Below are 24,756 nucleotides of genomic sequence, written 5' to 3' on the forward strand. Positions count from 1 at the left end.
TATTTTCTTGACATATTGACATTTTTTTTGTAAATTTACATCAAAAACTATATGATACGAATTGCTATGATATACAAGAAATTATATCTGATTTTAATATTTTTTCTCTTTGTTTTTGTGTCTTGTGACAGACAAATCGATGTTGCAATAGAAAAAGGAGATTATGTTTTTACAGATCAGTCATACGGAATTCGTTATTATATAAAGGTTGATACAGTTTTTGGTTCTAATCTTGATGGAAGGCTTTACGAGGTTGATGATGAACCTGTTATGGAAATGTTACCTTTTAATTTGGAATACCATAAGAGAAATATGTATGTTGAGTTTCCTGGAAATAAAAAAGTTAAATTGAAATATGAATATGACAAGCGCAATAATATTTTCGTAGGTTGGTATATTCCCGAAGGTGAAAATAAAAAAGTACAGTATAAAATATATAAATATATTGAACCTCAATTTGTTATTTATGATGATAGTAGATATAAACGTCCGTGTTACGACGTTAATGTGAAAAAAAATGTCATTTATGGCAATGTTAGGGGATATTGGGATTCTATGGCTGATGACACAATAAATATTGGAGATGTACTTAAACGCGGTATTTTTGATGCTATAAATAAAAAAAACATAGACTTGAAAATGGATGTATATCTGCCTGACGATGACACCATTAAAAACAGACCACTTTTGATGCTCATTCATGGCGGTGCATTTTTTATAGGTGATAAGGCATCCTTGGCAATGAAAAAATGGTGCAATTATTTTGCTTCATTAGGTTATGTCTGTGCATCTATAAACTACAGGATGGGATTTAAAGCCAATACAATTTCCATAGAACGTACTGCTTATGAGGCAACGCAAGATGGTCATGCTGCCATGCGTTATTTGGTTCATCAGGCTGACATTTACGGAATAGATACCTCAAAACTTTTTGTGGGTGGTAGTAGCGCAGGCTCGATAATAGCTCTTAATATCGCTTTCATGCGTAATGATAATCGTCCGAGGTCCTCATATAAAGTAATGCTTGGTCACGATTTGGGAGACCTCGAGTCTTCCGGTAATAAATTGAATGTTGACTTTAATATCAAAGGCGTCGCCAATATGTGGGGTGGTGTCAGCGATATAAATCAAATCTCTAATGCTAACGCTTCAATAATTTCTTTCCATGGTGATGCGGATTCTATCTTGCCTATTAATTATGATTATCCTTTTAATTTAATAGGAAAAATGAACAGGCTTTTCTTCAATATGATTTATGGCTCTGAGTGTATCGATGATATGGCTGAAGCTATGGGATTGAGACATAAACTTAATGTGTTCCATGGCCGCGGACATGCTTTGCATCTTGATTACAATAGAAAACTTAATGACGACTTCTACTTGATACAAAATGAGATACGAGATTTCTTTTATGATGATATAGTGCATAATCCGGCTGTTATTGTCAATGTTTATGATGATAACAGTTTCTTTAGTGTCGATATGACTGACGTGGTGACAATTAATTGGAAAGTCAAAGGCGGTTTTATAGTAGGAAATGACAATAATGGAATAACCGTGTCATGGTTTTCCGATATTGATGAATACGAGATTCAAACTGCTGGCTGTTATTCTTCAGGTGCGGCGTTTTATGATAGTTATGTTGTTAAAAGATAATTGATAATGAAGATAATACATACAAGCGACTGGCATATTGGTCAAGTGTTTTATAATTATCATAGAGATGATGAGCATAAATGTTTTTTTGAACAGCTTAAATCGTTGATAAAGAATGAGAAACCGGATGCTCTTATTGTTTCCGGCGACATTTTCCATAATCCAATGCCGTCGCTCGCAGCACAACGGTTGTATTATAAAACATTGGTGGATTTGTCACATGTCGATGACGACTTGCAGATTGTTGTTACTGCCGGCAATCATGATTCTCCGTCTCGTATTGAAATTCCTAAAGTGTTGTTAGAGGCTTTTAATGTTCATGTAGTCGGATTTGTGGCTTTTATTCCTGATGGCGACATTTCTTTCGATGCTTCAAAGTTGATAGTTCCCATACATAAAGACAATAATCTCGTCGGGTGGGTTCTTGCTGTACCTTTTATTAATATAGGCAATTATCCTCAACACGGTAATAATTCTTATTCTGAACGTGTTGCATCATTTTATTCAAGTATATTGAATTCTTTAAGAAATCATGAGGAATATAATGACGAGCAACCTGTTGTGGCTATGGGACATCTTCCTTTGTTTGGAGCTGATATTCAAGGACATGATAATGGTGTCATCGGTGGGCAGGAAATCATTGATGCAACTTGTCTTAATGAAATTAAAAGTGTAGATTATTGGGCGTTCGGTCATATTCATCGCCCACAATATATTAAAGGTCTGACAAATGCTCGCTATGCAGGCTCTCCTTTCAACATGTCTTTCGATGAGAATTATAAGCATTCCGTTTCCGTAGTTGATATCTCAAATAAAACAACCAAAATATCAGAGCATTACCTCGAAAGTCTTGTTCCAACTATAGATTTTCCAAATAAACCTGCTACTTTCGCAGAGGCACATTCTTATCAGGAGGTGATGTCACAACTTGATGATATTTTGGATAAAAAATGTTATGTCAGACTTCATGTAGCTGTTGAAATGCCTCTTAATCAATATCAGACATACGAATTGTTGAAAAGATTCGATGGACGAAATGCTATGTTTTGTCTTGTCAAGACATATAGCAGAGAATTGAATGATAATGAAAATGATACGAAAATTCACACTTTGGAAGACTTTAAGGCATTGTCTCCTTTTGACATTGGTTGTGAGTATTATGAGAAGAGAAATAATACTCCTATGCCCGATGCTATGAAAAAGATTTTTAAAGAGATATGTGAAAGAGTGGAAAAATTAGAGAAATAATGAAGATAGAAAAGGTAACGATAGAAAATCTTAACTCTATAGAAAAAGCGGAGATTTGTTTTAATGAAGGTATCCTTGCTCATGAACCTTTGTTCTTGATTTGTGGTGAAACAGGTACCGGGAAAAGTACTATCTTGGATGCCATAACTCTTGCTTTGTTTGATAAATCCCCTCGTTATGAAAATACTCTAAGCACTGAATATATTGAAAATGGACAATCAAAAGTCAACAGTACGGCTAATATCTTGAGAAAAGGAACTTCGGAATGTAAGGCGGAATTGACATTTACTGTGGCAAATCAGACTTATGTGGCGCTGTGGAGAATTAGAAAATCCCGCAACGATAAATATAGTATGAATAACAGACGTCTGCTTTCTAAAATTGATGGAGAAGTGATAGCTGATAACATAAATTCTGTTAATGATACCATCAAAAGTATTATTGGCTTGAATTATGAACAGTTTTTGCGTTCTGTCCTTTTAGCTCAGGGGCAGTTCAGCACCTTTCTTAATTCTGAAAAAAATAAGCAGACAGAAATATTGGAGCTTTTGACAGGAACAGAAATATATTCCCATATCGCTAACGCCATAAAGGAAGAGAGAAGAAAAGCCGAGATGGAGAGAAATAATGCCAAGATAAGCCTTGATACCATCGATGCTCGAATTATCACAGAGGAAGAAGAAAATAATTTGGTGGTTAAACAGAATCAACTCGAAGTTATGCTGCAAGAATTGTCTGTTAAAATCAAAGAAAATGATTCAGCTTTGAAGTGGATGGCTGACTTTCTAAAATTGCAGCATGAACTGTCGGAATATAAATCTCAATATGAAGAGGCCCGGAATTGTTTGAATAGTGACGTGACAATTAAGACACGCGACATTATTCGGGATTACAAGGCTACTGAACAGGTCAGAGAACTTAAAAGACGCTCTGAAGAAGTGGAAAATGAAATCCTCGATCGTGAGAAGGAAATAATGTTGTTGAGGTCTCGTTTCTTGAAACAACTGTCTTCTTTTAATGCTTTTAAAATTCAAAAAAATATTCTCTCGCTTGAATCGGAAAAATTAGAAGTTTATATAAAGGAACATGAAACTGATGAGTCTCTTTATAATAATATCAACCTTGTAATTGCTCTGTTGAATGATGCATCTGCTGCCAAAAAAAATATCATGGAATTGAGTAAACAAATATCTGACAATGAGAATGACAAAAAAGACAAGATTAGTTTGAGAGTTTCTAAGGAGGAAGAGAAACGTAAATCTTCAGATGATTATGATTTGTTGAATGATAATTTGAGACAAAATGAAACTAAACTCTCTTCTTTTAATATTGAATCTCTGAATAATGAGTATAAAAATATTAATGATACAATAAGACAGAAGAATGACAGAATTGCCAAACTTGAAAAGATTTGCGATACATTGAATCAATATTTTACTCTTAAAAATGTAATATCTGATAAAGAGAAAGAATTACTTAATTGTGAAACTATTTTTCCGGATGTTTGCAGCAAATTTGCTCAGGCTGAAGACAAATTTAAAAATGTCGATAATACTTTTAACAATATGCGGGTGCTGGCAGAAGATTGGATGAAAGAATACAGGGCTAAACTTAAAGATGGTGAGCCATGTCCTCTTTGCGGAAGTCTCGAACATAAGTATAAAGATGAAAGTATTGTGGATTCTTTACTTGATACTATTGAAAAACAAAGAAATGATGCAAGAAATATTTATTTGGCTGCTTTTAAGGAAAAGAACGGAATGGAGGCTGAATTGAAATCTTTGCAAGATGTCTTAAAAATTAATAAAAAGAATCTTTCGGAATTTGAAAAAAGACTTGATGATTTATGTGACAATAAACCTGTTTATGATATCGAAAAGATAAAAAATGTGATAAACAGTCATATGGTAGAGGTGGATAAATATAAACTCAAATCTGAAAATATTTTTAATCAATTATCTTTAGCTCGAGATTTACAGAACGGTATTAATTCTCTTCGTGATAAACTTGATGAAAAAAAACATGCAGTCAACAATCTCGAAAAGGAAATTCTTGAAATAAACAAGAATGTTGAAATCCTTTCCAACAGGATTGATTCTCTTAAAAAGGACAAGATGGGTAAGGAGAGTTTGTTTGATGGCAAGATTTTGGAAGCAGGAAAATATCTGACACACAATAACTGGTTGGATGAATGGAAAAGAGATGAATCAAGATATATGCAAATTTTGGAAGATAATGCTGAGAAATGGTTTAAAGTGAAAGAGAATTATGATATTGTAAGGAAAAAAATCGATGAATATGAATCTATTAACAGACAGTGTATCGAATATATTGAAAAAATAACTTCTTTAATATCTGAATGGTCTGTAAATGTCGCTGATAAGGCATCGTTTGAAGTAGGAAATCTTGTTTCAGATTTTTCGACTCTGTATTATGAAACAAAATCATCTGTCGATTTTATTGGCGACAAGAAAAGACAATATGAATCGAGCCTTTCTTCGGTTAGGGATTTTGTAAATAATAATAATTTGAATATAAATGAAGAAAGACTTGATTTTCTTTATAATATCAGCAATATCAGTGAATATGAGAGATATTTGCGAGATAAGGAAGATGCCTTTAATAGGGCTGAAAATTCTTATAAATTGAAATACAATGAATTACAAAAACATCATAAATTGATGACATTGCCTATGGATATCTCTGTTGAGTATCTTAATAGTGAGAGTGAACGTCTTAAACAGAAAAGCAACGATTTAGTTGAAGAGAAGATGTGTATTAAGGCAGAAATAGACAATAATGCCAAAAATAAAATTGAGGCACTGAAACTCAAGGAATTATATAAGGTCAAAGAAGAGCAGTTCGCACTTTGGCGTAATCTTGCTGATACTATAGGCACTACAGAATCGAATAATTTCCGTCAAGTGGCACAGTTATATACTCTGAAAATCTTACTCGAGCGTTCCAACTTTTTCTTAAAACAAATAAGCAGTCGTTATGAGTTTTCCTGTTCAATGAATTCGTGGGCTATTATGGTGGTTGACAAGAATATGGGTGGTATTGAACGTGTTGCAAGTTCATTGTCAGGCGGGGAAACATTCATCGTTTCTCTTGCTCTTGCCTTGGGATTGGCTGCCTTGAATGATACAGGCTTCAGTGTAAACATGTTGTTTATTGACGAAGGCTTCGGCTCTCTTGATTATGACTCACTTGATATGGTGATGGGTGTTTTGGAAAATCTAAATCGGCTTGGTCGTCAGGTTGGGATAATATCACATGTGGAAATGTTGCGTGACAGAGTGCCTGCCAAGATTCAACTTGTTAAAAAAGGCAACTCGTCAAGTGTAGTGTCAATTGTTAAATCATAATATATGTCTGGTTATATAATATGTGGAGTGGTGTGCTTTTTATTTGGCGCCCTCCTTGCGGCTATCTTTATGAAAAGTAAAAATGCTGCCCTCGCCAAAGAACTTGAGATGACAAGGCTTCAGTCGGAAAAGGAATTAGATAAACAAAATGAACAGTTTGAAATTCAATTGAATACACTTAGGCTTGAAGTGGAGAAGATGACAGACTCTTTATTGAGACAAAGACGTGTTGAACTTACAAGAGAGAATGAGTCGCAGATAGGTGCTATTTTGAAACCTTTGAGAGAAAGTATAGATGGCATGAACCGTACTATGATTGACAGCATTCGAAATAATTCGGAGAATAAGGCGAGTTTGGAGAAGGCTATTGAAAACCTTATGCAGAAAACCGTAGATATTGGCAATGATGCCAATAAATTGGCTAAGGCTTTGAAAAACGATTCGAAGACTCAGGGTAATTGGGGCGAACTTATGTTAGACAGTGTCTTGGAAAGTTCAGGATTGAAAGTTGGAGTGCATTACGAAAGACAGTATTTGATGCGCGACAGTAAAGGTAATCCTATTCACAATGAAGATAATGGTAAACGAATGATACCTGACGTAATTGTGCATTTCCCCGACAATAAGGAACTTATTATTGATTCAAAGGTTTCGTTGACCGCATATTGCGATTATTGTGATGAAAATGATGACGAAAAACGACAGTCTTTGTTACAATCCCATATCAATAGCATACGTAAACATGTCAAGGAATTGAATGTCAAAAACTATTCTTTGTATATCAAAACTCCCAAGGAGAGTTTGAATTATGTAATAATGTATGTCCCAAACGAGTCGGCTCTGCGGTTGGCTTTGGATAATGATACCAAATTATGGCAGGAGGCATTCGACAAAGGCGTATTTATAACAGGTACGCAAAATTTGATGGCTGTTTTGCGAGTCATTTATTTTGTATGGACACAGTTTGTCCAGAACAAGAATCAACAACGGGTTTTTGAGGAGGTGAAAAAATTGCTTACGCGTATTGACGATTTTATTGCCAAGTATGAAGAAATTGGGAAAAGGATAGATTCATTATCTAAGATTTATGATGAAGCAGGGAAGAAGTTGTATAATGGAAATCAAAGTGTTGTAAATGCTGCTGAACATATCAAAAGTTTAGGATAAAACTGTTGATGATAGTTAAATTGCTGATTTACAGTAGTTGATAATGTTATTGTCGAGACATGAAAAAAGACCGTGGTTAACGGTCTTATGTGAACTAGGCGGGAGTCGAACCCACAACCGTCTGATCCGTAGTCAGATACTCTATCCAATTGAGCTACTAGTCCAGCGTTTTCGACTGCAAAGATACTACTTTTTTCAATAATGCAAATAAAAAAATAAAAAAAATTACATGTCTGTTTTTTTGAATTTAATAAATAAACCTCATCATACATTTGTCTTGTCTGTGCGAAAATTCTAAAATCAATATATTGCATATATTGATGATGATGAGGTTTATTTGTAAGTTGTAAACTCAACATAATGAGTTGAGATTTGGGCTGTAACTTCCTCTTATCATTTGTGAAAAGATTTGAGCTGTTTCTATTGGAAGATATCCTAAAAGATTCTGTGCAATCTTTAAAATCAAATCGACTTCAGATGCCTTTATTTCTTTATCTGCCATAACGAGAGCTATCATATACTGAAGCATGCTGTCACGCGCATCCGGATTAGTCTGCATGATCTTTGTTACGGACTCTTCAAATAATTTTCCGACATCCTGTTTCGCAATTGTTTCGAGATAGTCTTTTGGGAAAATATGGAAACATGAAAGTTCGTTTAATATAAACTCATATTCGTTTATGTGCATGCCGTTGTCTGCATTGGAAATGATAATACCTGCAGTTGCAATAAATTGCGACATGTAAACATCCAATTCACTGCTCTTGATTTTCAATAGAATACTTGTCAACTCATCCAGTTCAGCCTGCAATTCCTTTTTGTTCATTCCGCCTTTGACAAAAAATGAACTCTTTGAAAACATGTTGAGAGCCTGAACTCTGATAGGATTGATTGGGTGAGTTGCAAAGTTGATGCCTTTGTCGTTTTTGAAGTATTCTAATCTTTTGTTGTTTTCTTCAAGCAATACTTCTACGTTCATCTGCATTTTTTCAAAATCAAGTCCTGACGACATCTTGAAAAATGCTGAGATGCAGACGGAAATGTCAGGCATGGCAAGGAACCCGAATCTGTCAGCAACTAATTCCGACAACTGTTGCCACAACCTGATTTTGTATTGTAAGGTAACAGGCGGATAAGAACCTTCAGGATAAATAAACTCAATTAATTTTACGAGACTTGCATTTTCATTGATGAGATGTCCCATTTCATGGCCTATCACAAAACGCAATTCATCTTCTGTCATCAGTTGTATCAGTGATGAATTTACATTGATAATGTTGGGATCTTCTCCTTGTGAAGCAATAGCGAAAGCATTGACAGAGGAATCTCCGGTGATATAGAAATCTACAGGTTTGTCAAATTTAAGCTTGTCTTTTATTTCATTGAAAATCTTGTAGTACCGAGGCAGTGTTTCTTCTTCAACTTTGAAACTATGACCTTCTAATATGCTTCTATGGTAATTGTCAAAACTAGGAATCTTGGCAAGTTCAATAATATTTTCAACAACTTCACCCTGTAAAGCATCGTAAATTTGTTTACTTAAAGATTTCTCGAGTGGTAGCCCGTAATCATTTTTAGTTTTACACTTCATATCTCAAATTTTTTGTAAAGATAATATATTTTTTAATTTGTCTCTGCATTTTGCAAAAATACTGGCTTTTTTAATAATTATATGTTATAGCCAAACTTTTTATGGCTTTATTCCCTCAAATGCTTTAATTTGTTCAATTTTATGATTTGCATTCAGGGTTGACTTAATATCACTTTTATAAAATTTGATGTAAATATTTGTTTTATTAATATTTTTCGTAAATTTGCTAAAATTTAAACACAAATAATATGAAGAAATTTTACTTACTTATCATGGCAGCAGTATTTGCAATGCCTGTTTTCGCTCAGAATGATTACATGTATTATCTAAGTAATGTAAGGGCAAGTGATGACTTTGAAGAAGTGATTTATCAAATTGATGAATCATTTCATGTTGGTATTGTAGAATATAAAGAGGAAGGACAACCTTCGTTTGATAGATACATATTCTATGATGACAATGGCAATTTAATAAAAATTGAGACGCATCAATATATTGATGGTGAATATGTTTTTGTTAATTATATTGAATATTCTTACAATGATTTGAATCAAAGAATAACACGTACTAATTATAATAATTTTGGTGGTTCTTTTGAATTGGGTGGCACATATTATTATTCTTATGATGACAATGGCAATATGGTATATTGGGAACTTGATTTTGCTGGAGGAATATATCAAAAGTGCGAACTTACATATAATGAAGATAATAACGTAATTCAAGAAATTGGCTATGACCAGGATTTCTCAGGTGTATTCCAAAACAGTTGGAAGATCGATTATGAATACGATAATCAAGGTAATAGATTGTCTCGTACAGATTCTTATTGGATGGGGTCTTTTTGGTCTCCAACATCAACAAACCGTTGGACTTACGATGAATATGGCAACTGTATTGTACATGAAGTTATTAATAATGGTGTCGTTGTCGAGAAAAGTGAATATAACTATGATTTGAATATTAATATTGGAAATGTAGTTTTATTTGAAAATCCAGAAGGTAATTTCCCTGTTCTTCCATTTATGAACAATGCAGTTGTATCAGAGAAATATTATCTTGAAAATGATGTTCAGCAATTGGTACATGCCTGGGATTATATATATTCTTATGAAGAAATAAACACTACCTATGTGGATGAAAATGAACTCTCATTAATATGTTATCCCAATCCGGCATCTTCGTCGTTTATGATTCAATCTGAAGATGTCGAAAATGTTGAGATTTATAATATGCTTGGTAACAAAGTGTTTTCCGGTGCTGTGAATGGCTCAAGATATATAGATGTCACAGAATTTGCCAACGGCATATATATTGTTAAAATGTTCAATGATGGAAAAACATCGACAGGCAAACTTGTTGTGAGAAGATAATGATTTATATGATAGATTTTATGAATGGTGTATCAAAGAGAAAATTTGGTACACCTTATTTGTTATATCTGAAAGAAATAATTTGCTCTTTCTTTTGATTTGGTCTCTTATAATTTATTAATTTTATACCTTTTATTTTTGACATGATAATTATTTGTATCATGTTGATAATCTGTTTAATATAATAGAGATGAAAAAAATCAGACCTTATATTCTTCCAATAGCCATCATATTTGGCTTGTTTTTTCACAAATATTGTGCGGTTTTGAAAGTAGTCGTGCCATATTTGGTGTTTTGTATCCTGTTTTTGAATTTTGTGGCAGTGAAATTAAAAAATTTGAGGATGTGTTTTATGGATATTTATTTGATAATGTTTCAGATAACAGTGAGCATTGGAATGTATTTTATCTTAAAACTGCTTGGATTTGATGAGATAGTGGCCCAAAGTGTGCTTGTTGGTGTTCTTTGTCCTGTGGCGGCTTCAGTAGTCGTAATTGCCGGAATGCTCGGTGCCAACAAAGAGACACTTACCACTTATGCCATTATGGGTAATCTTATGGTCGCTGTCGTGGCTCCAATATATTTTTCTTTTATTGGTGTACATCAAGATATGCCTTTTTGGACTTCTTTCTTGATTATTCTCAAAAAAATTGGTGGTGTGATTGCTTTGCCATTTTTTGTGGCTTGGATATTGGAACAGTATTTTAAAAAAGAAAGTGATAGGATTGCCAAATTCTCCGGATTATCATTTTATTTATGGGCAATGGCGTTGTGTATTACCATAGGACAAACCATAGACTTTTTGATGTTGAGTAAAAAGGATGATTTGGATATAATACTATGGATTGCGGTGTTTTCTCTGATTTTCTGTGTGATACAATTCGGTGTCGGACGCAAACTTGGCAAACATTATGGTGATGTCGTGGCCGGCGGACAACTTTTAGGACAGAAAAATACTGCTATAGGCATTTGGATGGCAACGACTTATCTCAATCCTTTGGCATCCCTGTTCCCGGCATTGTATTCAGTATGGCAAAATGTTTTCAACAGCTGGCAACTGTGGCGTTATAAAAAATCTTAATAATGTAAAAACTCTGCCACAGCAGTATTGAATTCTTGGTAATTGCTGCTTGCGATAAAATGATTTCCCTTGATAATTTTTAATTCTGCATTTGGCAAACTGTTGAATATCAGTTTTGTGTGTTTGTCTTTTATCATGTCTCTATCTCCGGCAATAACAAGTGTTTCATGTGTTATCTGCTTTAAAGATTCCGGCTTGATATTTGGATAATTGACCATTAGCCCCAACATTTCATTGTTGCGTAAGGCTTTTATATTCCTTTTTTTGAAAAGTTTGCTTATTGTATATGCTATTATTATTGGTAGTTGTATTCTGTTTTTGACACCATGAGGATATAAATTACCACCATTGAGGATCAGTCTGTTGACTTTATCCGGGTATTTCAGAACAAATTCCAATGCAATATTTGCGCCGTCGGAAAATCCGAGAATGTCGGCTTTGTCTATGCCTTTCTCATCCATAAAATCTCTTAAATCTTCTGCAAATTGTTTCAGTGTAAAAGGAGCGTTGCCTCGCTCTGTCATTCCGTGTCCTCTTGTGTCAATTGCCACGACTCGGCATTTCTCGGAGAAAAATTTTATCTGATGCTTGAAATAGGTGTGGTCTTCATCGTTACCATGCAATAATATCAATGGCTTGCCTTTCCCTTTGTCGATATGATAAAGATGTATATCCATATAATAAAAAAACAATCAAAATGATTGTTCTATCTGATGTTTAATATAAAAGAGCCGGTGGAGGGATTCGAACCCCCGACCCCGAGATTACAAATCACGTGCTCTGGCCAACTGAGCTACACCGGCATTCTGTCATGGAACTTTTCCCTTTCGGATAAAGCACTGCAAAATTACATGTTTTATCGATACATTGCAAGTAAAATATTATTTTTATAATTGTCTGTTTTTATAACAAAGACATCACCTGTTCTTAATAGATGTAATGGTGTCTTTGATAAAAGAAAATATAATATCCTTTCATCATGAAATTAAGTTTAACTTCAAAGGATATTGTTTTGCCGCAATTGTTCAACCAAATGATCTATATGATGCAGTTGTTCCGATATTTTTATGCTTTGAGGACAATGCGACTCACATTGTCTGCAGCCTATGCAATGGTCAGCCTGTCTGAATTTCTCGACACTTCTGTCATATCCAATCAAAAAGGCTCTTCTTGCCTTGTCATAATTCTCGCTTCTTGATTTTTCAGGGATGTTGCCCTCATTGACGCAATTGTTGTAATGAACGAAAATTTCGGGGATGTTTATTCCGTATGGGCATGGCATGCAATATTGACAACTTGTGCATGGTATTATTGGGTAATTAAGGTATGTCTCTGCAATTTGTTCGAGAAGTGCTAATTCTTTTTCGGAACATGGCTCGAGTGGGGAGTATGTCTTAGTGTTGTCTTGCAGATGTTCCATATATGTCATGCCACTCAGTACCGTAAGAACGTTGGGGTAACTACCGCAAAATCGGAATGCCCAAGAAGCTACGCTGTTTTCTGGTTTTTGCTGTTTCAGCTGTGCTACGAGAAAATCCGGAAGATTGGCAAGGCGACCTCCCAAAAGCGGCTCCATGATGACGACAGGAATATCGCGTTTAGTCAATTCTTCATATAGATATTCTGCATTAATGTTGACAGGATTGATATCATGAGCATGTTTCCAGTCAACGTAGTTCATCTGAATCTGTACGAAATCCCATTGATATTTATCATTGTTTCTCACTAATTCATCAAAAACTCTTACATCTCCATGAAATGAAAATCCCAGGTTGCGTATCCTTCCTGCTTTCCTTTCTTCCAACAAAAAATCAAGAACACCATTGTCAATATATCTCTTCTTGAATGTGTGGTATCCGTCTGCATCCTGGCTCGCATTGCCGACAGAATGCAAAAGATAATAGTCAATATAATCTACCTGCAGATTTTTGAAAGAGTTGTGATACATATTCAATGAAGCCTCTCTGCTCCATGTCGAGGGACTGAAATTGGATAGTTTCGTTGCTATGAAGAATTTATCTCTCTGATAACGTTTCAGTGCTTTCCCTATTACTCCTTCCGATGTGCCTCTGCAATAGGCCGGAGCGGTGTCGAAATAATTGATGCCATGTTCCATTGCATAGTCCACTTGCTTGTTAACCATCTCTTGGTCAACAATATTGTTATTGGCAGAATTGGGATCCGGTATAGTTTGGAAGCGCATGCACCCAAAGCCTAAAATGGAGACTTTGTCCTTACTGTGTCTGTTGGTGCGGTATGTCATTTCTCCCATATTGGCATCTTCAGAAAATACTAATGGAGAACTACTGTCGTTTCTGTCTTTGCAACTATTCATCACCAATGCACCGGCAGCTCCAACTCCTAAAACTTTCAAGAAGTCTTTTCTCGATATATTGTTGTCACTCATTTCTCTTGATTTTATATTGTTCTGTGTTGTTCTATTCCTTCTACATAAATTGCACTGAAAGGTCTTGCAGGACATCTGTATTCACATGAGCCGCAACCTATACATCTCTCGTCGTTTATCACGGGTATTTTTACGGATGAGGTGTTTTCCGGGTCGGAAGGCACCATTTGAATGGCTCCGGCAGGACAATGTCTTGCACAGTTGCCGCATTCCACTCCATCAGTAAGCGGTACGCAGTTGCGTCCTATCCACACTGCACGTCCTATCTTGATGGACGATTTTTCAAGCTTGTCAATCTTTATGATGGCTCCTGTGGGACATACTTCGGAACATGCAGTACATTCAGGACGACAGAAACCTCGCTCGTAGGACATCTCAGGTTGCATCAGGGTTATCAAATCCGTCGATGGTCTCAGTACATCATTGGGACATGCTGAAACACACAACTGACATCCTATACAGCGTTGTGCAAAATTTTTGTTGCTGAGGGAACCGGCAGGTTTGATTTTGTTCTTCCTCTCAGGTATTTTCTTGTCTTCAAGCACGGCAAGTCCTCCATCGACAATTTTCTCCTGAGCCTTGATGGCTGTTCCTGTCGCAAGTACTGCTAATGTGGCAAGAAAAGTCTTGCGTGACTCATCGACAGTTGTATCTTTTATATTTTCCTGTTTCTTTAGATGGGAAAAATTTATGGCTCCCTTATGACATCTGCCAATACAGTCCATACATGTCACACAACGGGAATAATCTATTGTGTGATTTTTACTGTCAATACATGAGGCTTTGCAGTTTTTCTCACACAATCCGCAAGTGTTGCATTTATTTGCGTCAATGTTGACTTTGAACCATGAGAATCTTGAAAGAAACCCTAAAAATGTTCCTATCGGACACACTGTATTGCAATAAGCACGTCCTCCTTTCCATGATACTGTCACAATGATGATGAATGTGATAACAGCGATGACAAATGTAGGTATGCTTTTAATCCATATATCTTTGGTATAAAAGGCATAACTGTCGAATCGTTCGGCGAAATATGCTAAAATATTGTTAATGCCTTGATATACTGGAGTGAAAATATTTGACGCCATTCGTGTATATGCACTATATGGCGCTATAAGAATTGCAATGGAGTTTAACCCTAAAACAATCAATAGTACGAAAACAACTAAGATGATATACCTTACAATATTGTTTCCTTTTTTGTATGAGAAACGTTTTTTTCTGACCTTACCGCTTATCCAGGAAAATAAATCTTGAAATACTCCTAATGGACATATTATTGAACAATAGAATCTTCCAAAAAGTAATGTCAATATAATCAATGATATGACAATAATGAAACTTTGGGAAAGAATAGCAGGCAACAATTGAATCTTGGCAAGCCAACTCAGATAACTGTGCAAAATACCGCTAAAGTCCAATATTAACAAGTTAATGGCAAGAAAAAAAAACAGGCTAATGTGACACGAATTTTCTTTAACATAATTTTATCTTTATCAAAACAGTAATTTACTCAAAACGGTTTAGTCAAAAAATCTACAAATATAGTAATTTTTAGAGTTGTATGTTCACTATAATGGTGATTTTTTTTAATTATTGTCAGTGATTGTTTTTTTATTTGATTTTAACGTTTGTTATGATTATTTTTGCACTGAAATAGTGGTGTCATAATGTATAAAAACGGGTTATTTACAAATAATTGCAAAACTCCTATTGGTGACATTGTAATGGCGAGTGATGGAATTGCTCTTGTAGGATTATGGTTTGTAGGACAAAAATATTTTGGTTCAACAATAGCCGGTAAGTCTGAGCGTAGAAATCTTCCTGTCTTTGACGATACCATGTTGTGGCTTGATATTTATTTCTCCGGCAACAATCCTGATTTCACTCCCAAAATCCGGACTACAGGTACTGTATTCCAAGAGAATGTTTGGAATATAATAAAAAACATACCTTATTCATCAACAATGACATACGGTGATATTTCCAAATCACTCGGTTTTGTCTCTTCCTTGTCGGCACGTGCTGTGGGTAATGCTGTCGGGCGTAATCCTATCTCTTTGATAATACCATGTCATAGAGTATTGGGGACAAACAACAAAATTACAGGTTATGCCGGTGGCGAAGACAAAAAACGTTATTTGCTTCAGATTGAGTCGGTTTGATCTGATTTGTCTTTGGATACCAATAATTTATCTATTCTTGCTCCATCCATGTCCAAAACCTCTATGGTATAGTTTTTCCAATGTATCTTTTCTGTTTCTGTTGGAATATGTTCCAAGATGTCGAGAACAAGACCTCCTACGGTATTGTATTGCATATCTTCATTGTCGATCTCAATGTCAAGAATATTAAGGAAATCGTAAAATGCCAACTGTCCGTCAACGAGCAAAGTGCCGTCGGAACGACGTATTACGTGATGATTGACATCTTCTTCGAATACTTCGGTAAACAATACTTCCATAATATCTTTCAATGTCACTATGCCGTTGATGGTTCCATACTCATCTATGACAATGCCGTATTTTACATTTTGACGGTTAAAAGATTCAAGAACCCTATATAAACTATTGTTTTCAGGAATGAAATTACATGGTTTTATGATGCTTTTTAAAGATAAATTATTTTCAAGGTTTAATCTGAATAGATCTTTTAAATAAACTACACCAATGATATTATCGAGAGAACCGTTGCAGATAGGGTAGATGCTGAACATTGTCTTTGCAGTATGTGTAAGTATTCTGTCCAAATCGTCATTGATGTCTATCCATTCCAAATTGTTGCGGTGTGTCATAACCGACGAAGCGGAAAGGTCGTCGAGATGAAAGACACGTTCCACGATATCACGTTCCATTTCTTGTACCTCACCTCCGTTATAGCCTTCATTTACAATAGCTTTTATCTCATCTTCAGTAACTTTGTTTTCATTATTCTTTATACCGAGAAGTTTTACTACTGCATTGGTGCTTTTTGAAAGAATCCATACAATGGGAGATACTATAACAGACAACAGTTTGATAGGTTTGGCAACGATTTTTGCTATACTTTCAGAACGATTCATACCTATTATTTTAGGAACGAGTTCTCCTAAGATAAGTGTTAGATAAGTCACTATGACAACGATTATTGTTTTGGCGATGTTGAGAGCCACACCAGGAGAGATATTGAATCTTGTCAGATATTCGCCAAGTTTGTCGGCTATGGATTCTCCGGAAAACATACCTGTCAATATACCTATCAAGGTAATACCAATTTGTATCATTGACAGAAAATGGTCCGGCTTGTCGATAAGGTTGAAAAGAGTCTTTACACTGTTGTTGCCTTTTTTTAATTCTGCTTCCAATTTACTTTTTCTTACTGATACAAGGGCTATTTCTGACATGGAGAGCAGTCCGTTAAGCAGTATCAGCGCAAGGATGATAATAATTTCCATTAAAAATTGAGGTTGTTATTATTGTTAAACGTAAAAATGCTAATATTATTTTGTTGAACTTATTGTTGTCTATTATATTTTTCAAATATGTCATCAAAAATTTTAAACTCTTTCATCTTGCCATTTATCAGGCATACGCATTCTACAACTGCTTTTAAACATAACTTGTTGTCAGGCAATCTGTATATGTCTTGATAAAACACGTATTTCAAGCATTCCTTTTTTATGTACAATCTGCATGCAAATACATCGCCTCCGCGTAATGGCGTCTTGTATGACAATGTAATGCGCGCGACAACGGGGTCTATGCCTTGCTCGTGAAGATCTGAAAACCTAATTCCTTCCTGTTCCAAAAATTCATGTCTTGCAAATTCAGCATAATGCTGATAATTCGCATTGTTTACAATTCCTTGCTGATCACATTCGTAATCTCTTACTTTTAATATAAGCTCGTATATATACTTGTCTTCATTCATGATATTTTATTGTTTTACACATTCACCATTAATAAATACTTTGTTTACTTTCACGTATGGTATTTCGTCTTTGTCTATTGTCATAATGTCTTTTTCCAAAATTACAAAATCGGCATATTTGTCACACTCTATACTGCCTTTGAATTTCTCTTCAAAAGACCCTTTTGCTGCCCATAAGGTCATTGATTTCAATGTCTCTTCTCTACTTAAAGCATTTTCTAACTGAAAGCCTTTAATATCTTTATTGTTAATATTTTTGCGTGATACCGATGCATAAAAGGTGTATAGAGGATTTATTTGTTCTATCGGAAAATCTGTACCGTTGATAATCCATCCATTTTGCTTAAGCAAGTCTTTGTAGATATATGCTGTCTTGATTCGTTCTCCAAGTCTTTCTTCTGCCCATGGCATGTCTGAAGTGCAATGGGTTGCCTGAATGGAAGGTATAATGTTGTATTCATTATAACGATTCAGGTCATTTGGATGTACTACTTGAGAATGTTCTATTCTCCATCTGAGGTCATTATGACCTATTAAATATTTGGAATAAATATCTATGGATTTTCTTACGCCGCCATCTCCAATGGCGTGGATACATACCTGAAAACCATTGTCGTATGCTTTTTTGCATACATTGTCGTAAAAGTCATCATTAAAAACTATAAAACCGTCGGTGTCAGGAGCATCATGGTAAGGCTCAATGAGTTTGGCGCCGCGAGACCCCAATGCTCCATCGGCGTAAATCTTGACTGACCGTACAGTTAATCTTTCTTTGCTAATGATGCCTTTACTCATGAAATAATCCATGGTTTCATCGTCGGAATTTATCATCGCATTGATTTTCATTTTTATACTGCCACATTCTTGAAGACTGTCGATAAGTTCTATTGTTTCTATGTCCAATCCTGCATCAGTGACACCTGTAAGTCCAAGTTCAATACAGTCATGTTCTGCTATTTTCAATGCTTTGATTTTTTCAGATTTCGATAGAGGCGGCACGAGCATTTTAGCCATATCGGCAGCATTGTCAAGTAAAATGCCGGTGCAATTGCCGTCTTTATCTTTGACAATCTGATTATTGTCAATATTTTCGTTATCGAAATTCATCATGCTGATTACGTTGTCAGATACGAGAACAGCGTGTCCGTCAATTCGAGTCAATAGTACTTTTTTATCTGGGAAAATGCTGTTTATCATCTCGTTGTTTGGAAAAACCTTTTCTTCCCAAAGATTTTGGTCCCAGCCGCGCCCCAAAAGCCATTCCGAATCGTTTTGATGCCGTTTCAGGCGCTCGATAACCTCATCAAATGAATGACAGTCGCGTAAATCGGCATAACGCACTTTGTTTTCTCCGTATCCGGCAAAATGACAATGTCCGTCAATGAATCCCGGATAAATACTTTTGCCTTCAATGTCAATGATATTATCGCTTGTATATTTTTCTAAAATATCATTGTCATTCGAGATGCAAACAAACTTGCCGTTTCTTATTGCAAAGGCTGTAGCTTTGTCGAAGTTGTCGTTAACAGTGTAAATGTTGCCATTAATTAAAATAAGGTCTGCTTTCTCTTTGCATGATGTCATTGTCATGATTAATGCCGTTGTTATTATTAATATATTGACTTTCATATTATTAGATATTCATTTGATTTCAGGTTGAAATATTCTTTTATGATGCCGTCGTTGATCATGCTTTCCGGGTTGCCTGATATAAACGGTTTATCGGGGGAAAGTATCCAGAGTTTTTTTGTGTAACGTAACAACAATTCCAAATCATGTGAACTGAACAATATGGTTTTTCTTTTCTCTTCAGTGAGCATTCTCATGATGTTGAACAATTCTATCTTGCTTGGATAGTCAAGAAACGAAGTGGGCTCGTCGAGTAATATAAGAGGAGTGTCCTGAGCTATGGCTTTTGCTATCATCACCTTTTGTTTTTCGCCATCACTTAATGTGTTAAAATATCTGTTTTTCAATATTTTAATACCAACTATTTCAAGTGATTCTTCAATAATGTTTCTGTCTTTTTCCTGAAGTTTTCCGAACAGGTTCGTGTAAGGAAATCTGCCTGCTTTCACTACATCGTACACTTTCATAAACATCTCATCAGGGCGTGTAGTCAATACTATGGACAACAAGGATGCACGTTCTTTGGGGGTATAGGACCTGATATCTTTTCCAAACATGACAATGTCGCCATTAATAGGTTTTATTGTGCCTGAAAAAGTCTTGAACAATGTCGATTTGCCGGCTCCGTTAGGACCTATAAGAGCTGTAAAGTCGCCTTTTTCCAAAGTGGCGTTAATGGCGTTGTTAAGTACTTTTTTGCCATAACCTATCGATAAATCCCGTGTCTTTAATACAATTTCCGTCATTGTTCTTCATGTTTTGATGTCTTGCCGAAGATAACCCAGATCACGACAGGAGCACCTATCAGTGCTGTCACGGCATTTACAGGAAGGTTGCCTTCCAAACCCGGCAATCTTGCTATTATATTGCAAAACAGAGCAAGGTCCATACCTATCAATGCTGTAGCAGGTATCAGAATCCTGTGGTCGCTGCTTCTGAAAAGAAATCTTGCTATATGAGGCACGGCAAGACCAATAAAAGCAATGGGACCACAAAAAGCTGTCACTACAGCAGTGAGATATCCGGAAATGAGTATTATCATGATGTTGTTTCTTTTGATGTTGAGTCCTAAATTTTCGGCATAACTGTCACCGAGAAGCATTATATTAAGATTTTTCGACAAGATAAAAGCCATGATGATACCTGTTGTCACAATGATGCTGAAAGTTAGCAGTTTTGAACTGCCTACTGCAGAGAAACTGCCGAGTCCCCATATCACGAATGCATGAATGTCTTCCTTGTTGCTGAAATATTTAAGGATATCGGTAATGGAACCGGTGAGATAGGCTATCATAAGTCCTATTATTATCAATGTTGACATATTTCGCACTCTGTTGGCAAATGACATGATGACGAATAAAACTGCGATAGCACCTAAAAATGCTGATAGTGAAATGCCTATGGTTGGAAACCATATTGTCGTGGACATGGCAGAGCCGGTGACAAGACCGGAGACAAGTACCACCATTGCAACGCCAAGACCCGCACCGCTGCTGATTCCCAACATGGAAGGGTCTGCAAGCGGATTGCGGAATAATGTCTGCATCAAAAGTCCTGCTATTGCAAGTGCAGCACCGGCTAACAACGCAGTGACAGATTGCGGCAGGCGATAATTGTAAACAATGGTATATATAGGATTTATCTTGTCCGATGGATTTAATAATATTTCCACAAACTCATCTGTCGGTATTATGACTGAGCCTATGAACATGTTGAGAATGAATAGCATAATTCCCAATATTATTATCCCGGATATTTTTATGATATTGGTTCTCATTTCAATAGTTTATAATATACGGGTTCATAATCTTCTTCTATTATTTCGGGATGAAAATGATAAATGAAATCCTTTAACAATATGTCAGGTTGATATTGTGATTGTTCGAAATACTCTGTCTCTTTTATATTGCAAACTATGAGTTGTTTTTTATTGAAAGCATCGAAAAGTTTGTACAACTCGTTTTCTGCCAATAATTTATCGTATGTAAAAGGTGTATTTGTAGAGTTGATGACACGCCAGAAATCGGCATGAGCGGCTTTGATAAGTACAGATTCGAAGTCGATTGGCACACTTCCGGAGGATTGGTTGTCTTTCCATACATAATTGGCTCCGGCATCATTAAATAAAGTGGCTATATAACTTCTTCCTCCAGGTACGTACCATTGTCCTTCAAAAGGAAGGTCTGAAAAAACTTCAGGTCTGTTGTTGATGTCAATGCAATTGTCTTTTAATGAGTTGTAACGTTCCACAATGCCATTGAACCATTGTTCTGCAACATCTTCTTTTCCGACAATTACAGCGATTATTTTGAGCCATTCGGCACGTCCAAGAGGATCGTTTTCAAGATAATCGGCGAAAGGAAATGCTATGGCATTTGTTAAAGACAAAACATTTTCATAAGAGTTTGGATAAGGCGTATATAATATTATATCTGGTTGTAAATGAATGATTTTTTCTATATCTATGTTGACTTCAGATCCCACATCTGTTATTTTGCCGTCTGCAATTAATTGTTTTATGGTTTTATTGTTGGTAAAATTGCTCTCCAAAATGCCTTTGACACGAGATATTTCATCAAGTTTTAAAAATACAGACCATTGTGTGGATGAATATGTCACCGCGGATTTTACTGGAGTACGTATTACAGTTTTATTTTCAAGATTTTCCGGTAATTCTAAACTGTCAGGGTATATGTAAAAATGACCGAGAAGCGTATCTTTTAACCATGGATTTTTAATGTCAACAACATACCCTTCTTTATATTTTTCTAAATGAACAAGTTTAGAGTAATACATTAAATTATTATTGTCAATTTTATCATTTACAGATTGTTTTGTATTATTATTACTACATGATGATAAAAGTAGAATGAAAGATAAAAATACAAAATGCAAATTTCTCATAATTCATGAAAATTTAGAAAGTAGTTTTAACATACAAGATTCGCAAATGCAATCATCATAGTGGGCATGTAAATATTCTTTCATTGAATCCGGTAATGAATAGTGACAACACCAGCAAGTGCTATTATGTTGACACTCAAATATTTTATTGCATTTTGGACATGTTTTCTGCATGATGTTGTTGAATAAATGATGTTAAAACATAAAAAGGATTTAAAACGGGAGCAAAAATACAAAAAATGTTTATCTTTGTGGACTAAAATAATAGATATATGTTTTATATATTTCACAGACCGGAACCACGTAAATTCGAATATAAGCCGCGGTATTATGATCCTGAGAAAGAGGCTTGGGAGAAAAGAAAAGCGGCGTTGGGTGCTGACGCTCAATTATCTGATCGTGAGAAACTTAGGCTTAAGATGCGTTCTTCTTGGGGAACATCTGATGAAGATGACAAGATGAAAAAGCCCGGCACTCGTTATAAAAGGATAAGATTTTTAGTGTATTTCGTCATTATTTTTCTCCTTATGTATTTTATTTTGGCGACTCCTTTGGTGGAAAATTTTGTCAACATGTTTTTTAAGTTGAGTGCCAAATAGCATTATTGAAGTTAAAACTATGTCTCTTGATATAATTAAGTTATTACCGGATTCTGTTGCCAATCAGATTGCTGCGGGGGAGGTGGTACAACGTCCTGCTTCTGTTGTTAAGGAATTGATGGAGAATGCTGTTGACGCCGGTGCTACTCAGATAGACGTCATTGTCAAAGATGCAGGACGTACCATGATATGTGTTGTAGATAACGGTTGCGGCATGTCTGATACTGATGCACGCCTTTGTTTTGAACGTCATGCTACATCAAAGATAAAAGAAGCAAACGACTTGTTCGCCATTAGAACCATGGGATTCCGTGGTGAGGCTCTTGCCAGTGTTGCGGCAGTGGCACAGGTGGAGTTGATGACTCGACGCGAAGAGGATGAACTCGGTACCAAAGTGCTGATAGAAGGCTCCTTGGTTAAAGACCAGACACTTAAACCTATGTCCAAAGGTAGCTGTTTTACAGTGAAAAATCTGTTTTTTAATGTACCGGCTCGACGTAACTTCTTGAAAACAAACGAGGCGGAAATGCGCCATATTACAGAAGAGTTCTTCAGAATAACCATGATGCACCCTGATATCGTTTTTACGTTGACAAGCAATGACAAAAAAATATATCATCTTAACAAAGGCTCTCTGAAACAACGTATAGTAGGGTTGATGGGAAAAGACTATGACCAACGACTTTTGTCTGTTTCACAAGAAACAGAAAACGTCTCCATAAAAGGTTTTGTGGTGAAACCGGAATTTCTTAGAAAAACAAGAGGTGAACAGTATTTTTTTGTCAATAAACGTTTTATAAAACATTCTTATCTGCATCATGCGGTGGAAAATGCTTATAAGGAATTGATACCTCAGGATTGTTTTCCGGGATATTTCCTAAATATTGAAATAGACCCTAAAGAGATAGATATCAATATACATCCTACGAAAACTGAAGTCAACTTCCAAAATGTCAAACTGATATATGCCATAATGCATTCAGCCGTGCGCAAGGCGATTGGACAGTTCAATTTGTCGCCTACTATTGATTTTACCGATAATCCTAATGAGACAGGCATAGACTTTGCTTTGGTCAGCGATAAAAAAATATCACCTATACAGCCTAAGATAAATTATAATGATTTATATAATCCTTTTATGGAAACCAAACCTGTAAATCAAAGCAAAGGCGATAACTGGAGACTTTTATATGACGATTTGAATAAAAATGAAGACTTTTCTCTTCCTTTGACGGCAGAAAGCATTCCGACTGAAACTCCTGATAGCTTGTATATTCAGTTTCAACCTTATATAGTGACTTCGATGAAATCAGGACTCCTTGTGATAAATCAACATTTGGCTCATGAAAGAATATTGTATGAGAAATATCTTAAGGAGATGGAGACTTCAGTACGTGCATCACAACAAGAATTGTTCCCTTTGCACTTGACATTGAATAACAAAGATGCTTCATTGCTTAAAGAATTGAAACCTGAACTTGAAAAATTGGGGTTCCAAATTGATGCTGTCAATGTATCTACTTTTATTATTAACGGTACACCGGCAGATTCTAAAGATATGGATACTATAGCATTGATTGATAAGATTTTAGAGAATTATAAAACAAATATGAATGATCTGCAGTTTGATAGAAAACTGAATCTTGCTCGTACCATGTCATCTCAAATTGCCATTAAAGAATCACAATCATTGACAATAAAGGAGATGCAGAATATAGTAGATAGTTTGTTTGCCTGCTCTGTGCCTGAGGTGGCTCCCAATGGCAAAAAGATTTATGTCATTTTGACTGCTGATGAATTAAAAACAAGATTTAATTGATA

Annotated in this window: 19 protein-coding genes, 2 tRNA genes and 1 pseudogene; 9 read left to right on the forward strand and 13 right to left on the reverse strand. The window is 35.6% G+C overall.

The window, feature by feature from the left end:
• The first annotated feature begins 51 nt into the window (after window positions 1-51).
• Genes ACZOVS_RS01530 through ACZOVS_RS01545 form a run of 4 tightly spaced genes read left to right on the forward strand, consistent with a single transcriptional unit; the run spans window position 52 to window position 7,439 of the window.
• A complete protein-coding gene (locus ACZOVS_RS01530; protein ID WP_483995477.1) occupies window positions 52-1,656 on the forward strand; it encodes an alpha/beta hydrolase fold domain-containing protein in 1,605 nt (534 codons plus the stop codon).
• Window positions 1,657-1,662: 6 nt separating this feature from the next.
• Window positions 1,663-2,904: a metallophosphoesterase family protein gene (locus tag ACZOVS_RS01535; RefSeq protein WP_483995478.1), complete on the forward strand. Its 1,242-nt coding sequence runs from the start codon at window positions 1,663-1,665 to the stop codon at window positions 2,902-2,904.
• Window positions 2,904-6,272 (forward strand): AAA family ATPase, encoded by a 3,369-nt coding sequence (locus ACZOVS_RS01540; RefSeq protein ID WP_483995479.1) that lies wholly within the window; start codon window positions 2,904-2,906, stop codon window positions 6,270-6,272. The genes ACZOVS_RS01535 and ACZOVS_RS01540 overlap by 1 nt, the downstream gene beginning before the upstream one ends.
• 3 nt (window positions 6,273-6,275) lie before the next feature.
• Window positions 6,276-7,439 carry a DNA recombination protein RmuC gene (locus ACZOVS_RS01545; RefSeq protein WP_483995480.1) on the forward strand — a complete coding sequence of 388 codons (1,164 nt, stop codon included), beginning with the start codon at window positions 6,276-6,278 and terminating at the stop codon, window positions 7,437-7,439.
• Window positions 7,440-7,529: 90 nt separating this feature from the next.
• Here ACZOVS_RS01545 and ACZOVS_RS01550 read toward each other — a convergent pair.
• Both ACZOVS_RS01550 and ACZOVS_RS01555 read right to left on the reverse strand, forming a co-directional pair.
• Window positions 7,530-7,603 (reverse strand) — tRNA-Arg (locus ACZOVS_RS01550).
• 188 nt (window positions 7,604-7,791) lie between these two features.
• On the reverse strand, window positions 7,792-9,030 hold the full coding sequence (locus tag ACZOVS_RS01555; RefSeq protein ID WP_483995481.1) for a M48 family metallopeptidase: 1,239 nt from the start codon (window positions 9,028-9,030) through the stop codon (window positions 7,792-7,794).
• Window positions 9,031-9,278: 248 nt separating this feature from the next.
• Between ACZOVS_RS01555 and ACZOVS_RS01560 the strand changes: the two genes are divergently transcribed.
• Both ACZOVS_RS01560 and ACZOVS_RS01565 read left to right on the forward strand, forming a co-directional pair.
• A complete protein-coding gene (locus tag ACZOVS_RS01560) occupies window positions 9,279-10,403 on the forward strand; it encodes a T9SS type A sorting domain-containing protein (RefSeq protein WP_483995482.1) in 1,125 nt (374 codons plus the stop codon).
• A gap of 190 nt (window positions 10,404-10,593) precedes the next feature.
• On the forward strand, window positions 10,594-11,484 hold the full coding sequence (locus ACZOVS_RS01565; protein ID WP_483995483.1) for a bile acid:sodium symporter family protein: 891 nt from the start codon (window positions 10,594-10,596) through the stop codon (window positions 11,482-11,484).
• Here ACZOVS_RS01565 and ACZOVS_RS01570 read toward each other — a convergent pair.
• The 4 genes and pseudogenes from ACZOVS_RS01570 to ACZOVS_RS01585 all read right to left on the reverse strand — a co-directional run bounded on the left by ACZOVS_RS01570 (window position 11,481) and on the right by ACZOVS_RS01585 (window position 15,377).
• On the reverse strand, window positions 11,481-12,161 hold the full coding sequence (locus ACZOVS_RS01570; protein ID WP_483995484.1) for an alpha/beta fold hydrolase: 681 nt from the start codon (window positions 12,159-12,161) through the stop codon (window positions 11,481-11,483). The two genes, ACZOVS_RS01565 and ACZOVS_RS01570, sit on opposite strands and share 4 nt — an antisense overlap.
• A gap of 52 nt (window positions 12,162-12,213) precedes the next feature.
• Window positions 12,214-12,287: transfer RNA gene (locus ACZOVS_RS01575), tRNA-Thr, on the reverse strand.
• 194 nt (window positions 12,288-12,481) lie between these two features.
• Window positions 12,482-13,891 carry an aldo/keto reductase gene (locus ACZOVS_RS01580; protein ID WP_483995485.1) on the reverse strand — a complete coding sequence of 470 codons (1,410 nt, stop codon included), beginning with the start codon at window positions 13,889-13,891 and terminating at the stop codon, window positions 12,482-12,484.
• Between the two features lie 11 nt (window positions 13,892-13,902).
• Window positions 13,903-15,377, reverse strand: a pseudogene (locus ACZOVS_RS01585) (4Fe-4S dicluster domain-containing protein).
• Window positions 15,378-15,564: 187 nt separating this feature from the next.
• Between ACZOVS_RS01585 and ACZOVS_RS01590 the strand changes: the two are divergent.
• Entirely contained in the window at window positions 15,565-16,059 is a 495-nt protein-coding gene (locus tag ACZOVS_RS01590) for a methylated-DNA--[protein]-cysteine S-methyltransferase (protein WP_483995486.1), read from the forward strand.
• Here ACZOVS_RS01590 and ACZOVS_RS01595 read toward each other — a convergent pair.
• The 7 genes from ACZOVS_RS01595 to ACZOVS_RS01625 all read right to left on the reverse strand — a co-directional run bounded on the left by ACZOVS_RS01595 (window position 16,041) and on the right by ACZOVS_RS01625 (window position 22,510).
• Window positions 16,041-17,327 (reverse strand): hemolysin family protein, encoded by a 1,287-nt coding sequence (locus ACZOVS_RS01595; RefSeq protein WP_483995487.1) that lies wholly within the window; start codon window positions 17,325-17,327, stop codon window positions 16,041-16,043. The two genes, ACZOVS_RS01590 and ACZOVS_RS01595, sit on opposite strands and share 19 nt — an antisense overlap.
• A gap of 59 nt (window positions 17,328-17,386) precedes the next feature.
• Complete coding sequence (locus ACZOVS_RS01600; protein ID WP_483995488.1) at window positions 17,387-17,803, reverse strand: acyl-CoA thioesterase; 417 nt, start codon at window positions 17,801-17,803, stop codon at window positions 17,387-17,389.
• A gap of 6 nt (window positions 17,804-17,809) precedes the next feature.
• The gene (locus ACZOVS_RS01605) at window positions 17,810-19,432 is read right to left on the reverse strand and encodes an amidohydrolase (protein WP_483995489.1); all 1,623 of its coding nucleotides are present in this window, start codon (window positions 19,430-19,432) and stop codon (window positions 17,810-17,812) included.
• Window positions 19,429-20,178 carry an ABC transporter ATP-binding protein gene (locus tag ACZOVS_RS01610; RefSeq protein WP_483995490.1) on the reverse strand — a complete coding sequence of 250 codons (750 nt, stop codon included), beginning with the start codon at window positions 20,176-20,178 and terminating at the stop codon, window positions 19,429-19,431. The genes ACZOVS_RS01605 and ACZOVS_RS01610 overlap by 4 nt, the downstream gene beginning before the upstream one ends.
• On the reverse strand, window positions 20,175-21,209 hold the full coding sequence (locus ACZOVS_RS01615) for an iron chelate uptake ABC transporter family permease subunit (RefSeq protein ID WP_483995491.1): 1,035 nt from the start codon (window positions 21,207-21,209) through the stop codon (window positions 20,175-20,177). The genes ACZOVS_RS01610 and ACZOVS_RS01615 overlap by 4 nt, the downstream gene beginning before the upstream one ends.
• The gene (locus tag ACZOVS_RS01620) at window positions 21,206-22,228 is read right to left on the reverse strand and encodes an ABC transporter substrate-binding protein (RefSeq protein WP_483995492.1); all 1,023 of its coding nucleotides are present in this window, start codon (window positions 22,226-22,228) and stop codon (window positions 21,206-21,208) included. The genes ACZOVS_RS01615 and ACZOVS_RS01620 overlap by 4 nt, the downstream gene beginning before the upstream one ends.
• A gap of 111 nt (window positions 22,229-22,339) precedes the next feature.
• Window positions 22,340-22,510 carry a cysteine-rich CWC family protein gene (locus ACZOVS_RS01625; RefSeq protein WP_483995493.1) on the reverse strand — a complete coding sequence of 57 codons (171 nt, stop codon included), beginning with the start codon at window positions 22,508-22,510 and terminating at the stop codon, window positions 22,340-22,342.
• A 98-nt stretch (window positions 22,511-22,608) separates the two neighbouring features.
• Between ACZOVS_RS01625 and ACZOVS_RS01630 the strand changes: the two genes are divergently transcribed.
• Both ACZOVS_RS01630 and mutL read left to right on the forward strand, forming a co-directional pair.
• A complete protein-coding gene (locus tag ACZOVS_RS01630; RefSeq protein WP_483995494.1) occupies window positions 22,609-22,935 on the forward strand; it encodes a hypothetical protein in 327 nt (108 codons plus the stop codon).
• 19 nt (window positions 22,936-22,954) lie between these two features.
• On the forward strand, window positions 22,955-24,754 hold the full coding sequence (gene mutL / locus ACZOVS_RS01635; RefSeq protein ID WP_483995495.1) for a DNA mismatch repair endonuclease MutL: 1,800 nt from the start codon (window positions 22,955-22,957) through the stop codon (window positions 24,752-24,754).
• Window positions 24,755-24,756 lie beyond the last annotated feature (2 nt).

It is taken from the genome of Candidatus Limimorpha avicola (assembly GCF_056978975.1).

What these genes read in the sequence shown, in the direction of transcription:
- ACZOVS_RS01530 (WP_483995477.1), top strand. Translation starts at nt 52, where the DNA reads ATGATACGAATTGCTATGATATACAAGAAATTATATCTGATTTTAATA.
- ACZOVS_RS01535 (WP_483995478.1), top strand. Translation starts at nt 1,663, where the DNA reads ATGAAGATAATACATACAAGCGACTGGCATATTGGTCAAGTGTTTTAT.
- ACZOVS_RS01540 (WP_483995479.1), top strand. Translation starts at nt 2,904, where the DNA reads ATGAAGATAGAAAAGGTAACGATAGAAAATCTTAACTCTATAGAAAAA.
- ACZOVS_RS01545 (WP_483995480.1), top strand. Translation starts at nt 6,276, where the DNA reads ATGTCTGGTTATATAATATGTGGAGTGGTGTGCTTTTTATTTGGCGCC.
- ACZOVS_RS01555 (WP_483995481.1), bottom strand. Translation starts at nt 9,030, where the DNA reads ATGAAGTGTAAAACTAAAAATGATTACGGGCTACCACTCGAGAAATCT.
- ACZOVS_RS01560 (WP_483995482.1), top strand. Translation starts at nt 9,279, where the DNA reads ATGAAGAAATTTTACTTACTTATCATGGCAGCAGTATTTGCAATGCCT.
- ACZOVS_RS01565 (WP_483995483.1), top strand. Translation starts at nt 10,594, where the DNA reads ATGAAAAAAATCAGACCTTATATTCTTCCAATAGCCATCATATTTGGC.
- ACZOVS_RS01570 (WP_483995484.1), bottom strand. Translation starts at nt 12,161, where the DNA reads ATGGATATACATCTTTATCATATCGACAAAGGGAAAGGCAAGCCATTG.
- ACZOVS_RS01580 (WP_483995485.1), bottom strand. Translation starts at nt 13,891, where the DNA reads ATGAGTGACAACAATATATCGAGAAAAGACTTCTTGAAAGTTTTAGGA.
- ACZOVS_RS01590 (WP_483995486.1), top strand. Translation starts at nt 15,565, where the DNA reads ATGTATAAAAACGGGTTATTTACAAATAATTGCAAAACTCCTATTGGT.
- ACZOVS_RS01595 (WP_483995487.1), bottom strand. Translation starts at nt 17,327, where the DNA reads ATGGAAATTATTATCATCCTTGCGCTGATACTGCTTAACGGACTGCTC.
- ACZOVS_RS01600 (WP_483995488.1), bottom strand. Translation starts at nt 17,803, where the DNA reads ATGAATGAAGACAAGTATATATACGAGCTTATATTAAAAGTAAGAGAT.
- ACZOVS_RS01605 (WP_483995489.1), bottom strand. Translation starts at nt 19,432, where the DNA reads ATGAAAGTCAATATATTAATAATAACAACGGCATTAATCATGACAATG.
- ACZOVS_RS01610 (WP_483995490.1), bottom strand. Translation starts at nt 20,178, where the DNA reads ATGACGGAAATTGTATTAAAGACACGGGATTTATCGATAGGTTATGGC.
- ACZOVS_RS01615 (WP_483995491.1), bottom strand. Translation starts at nt 21,209, where the DNA reads ATGAGAACCAATATCATAAAAATATCCGGGATAATAATATTGGGAATT.
- ACZOVS_RS01620 (WP_483995492.1), bottom strand. Translation starts at nt 22,228, where the DNA reads ATGTATTACTCTAAACTTGTTCATTTAGAAAAATATAAAGAAGGGTAT.
- ACZOVS_RS01625 (WP_483995493.1), bottom strand. Translation starts at nt 22,510, where the DNA reads ATGCAGAAAACATGTCCAAAATGCAATAAAATATTTGAGTGTCAACAT.
- ACZOVS_RS01630 (WP_483995494.1), top strand. Translation starts at nt 22,609, where the DNA reads ATGTTTTATATATTTCACAGACCGGAACCACGTAAATTCGAATATAAG.
- mutL (WP_483995495.1), top strand. Translation starts at nt 22,955, where the DNA reads ATGTCTCTTGATATAATTAAGTTATTACCGGATTCTGTTGCCAATCAG.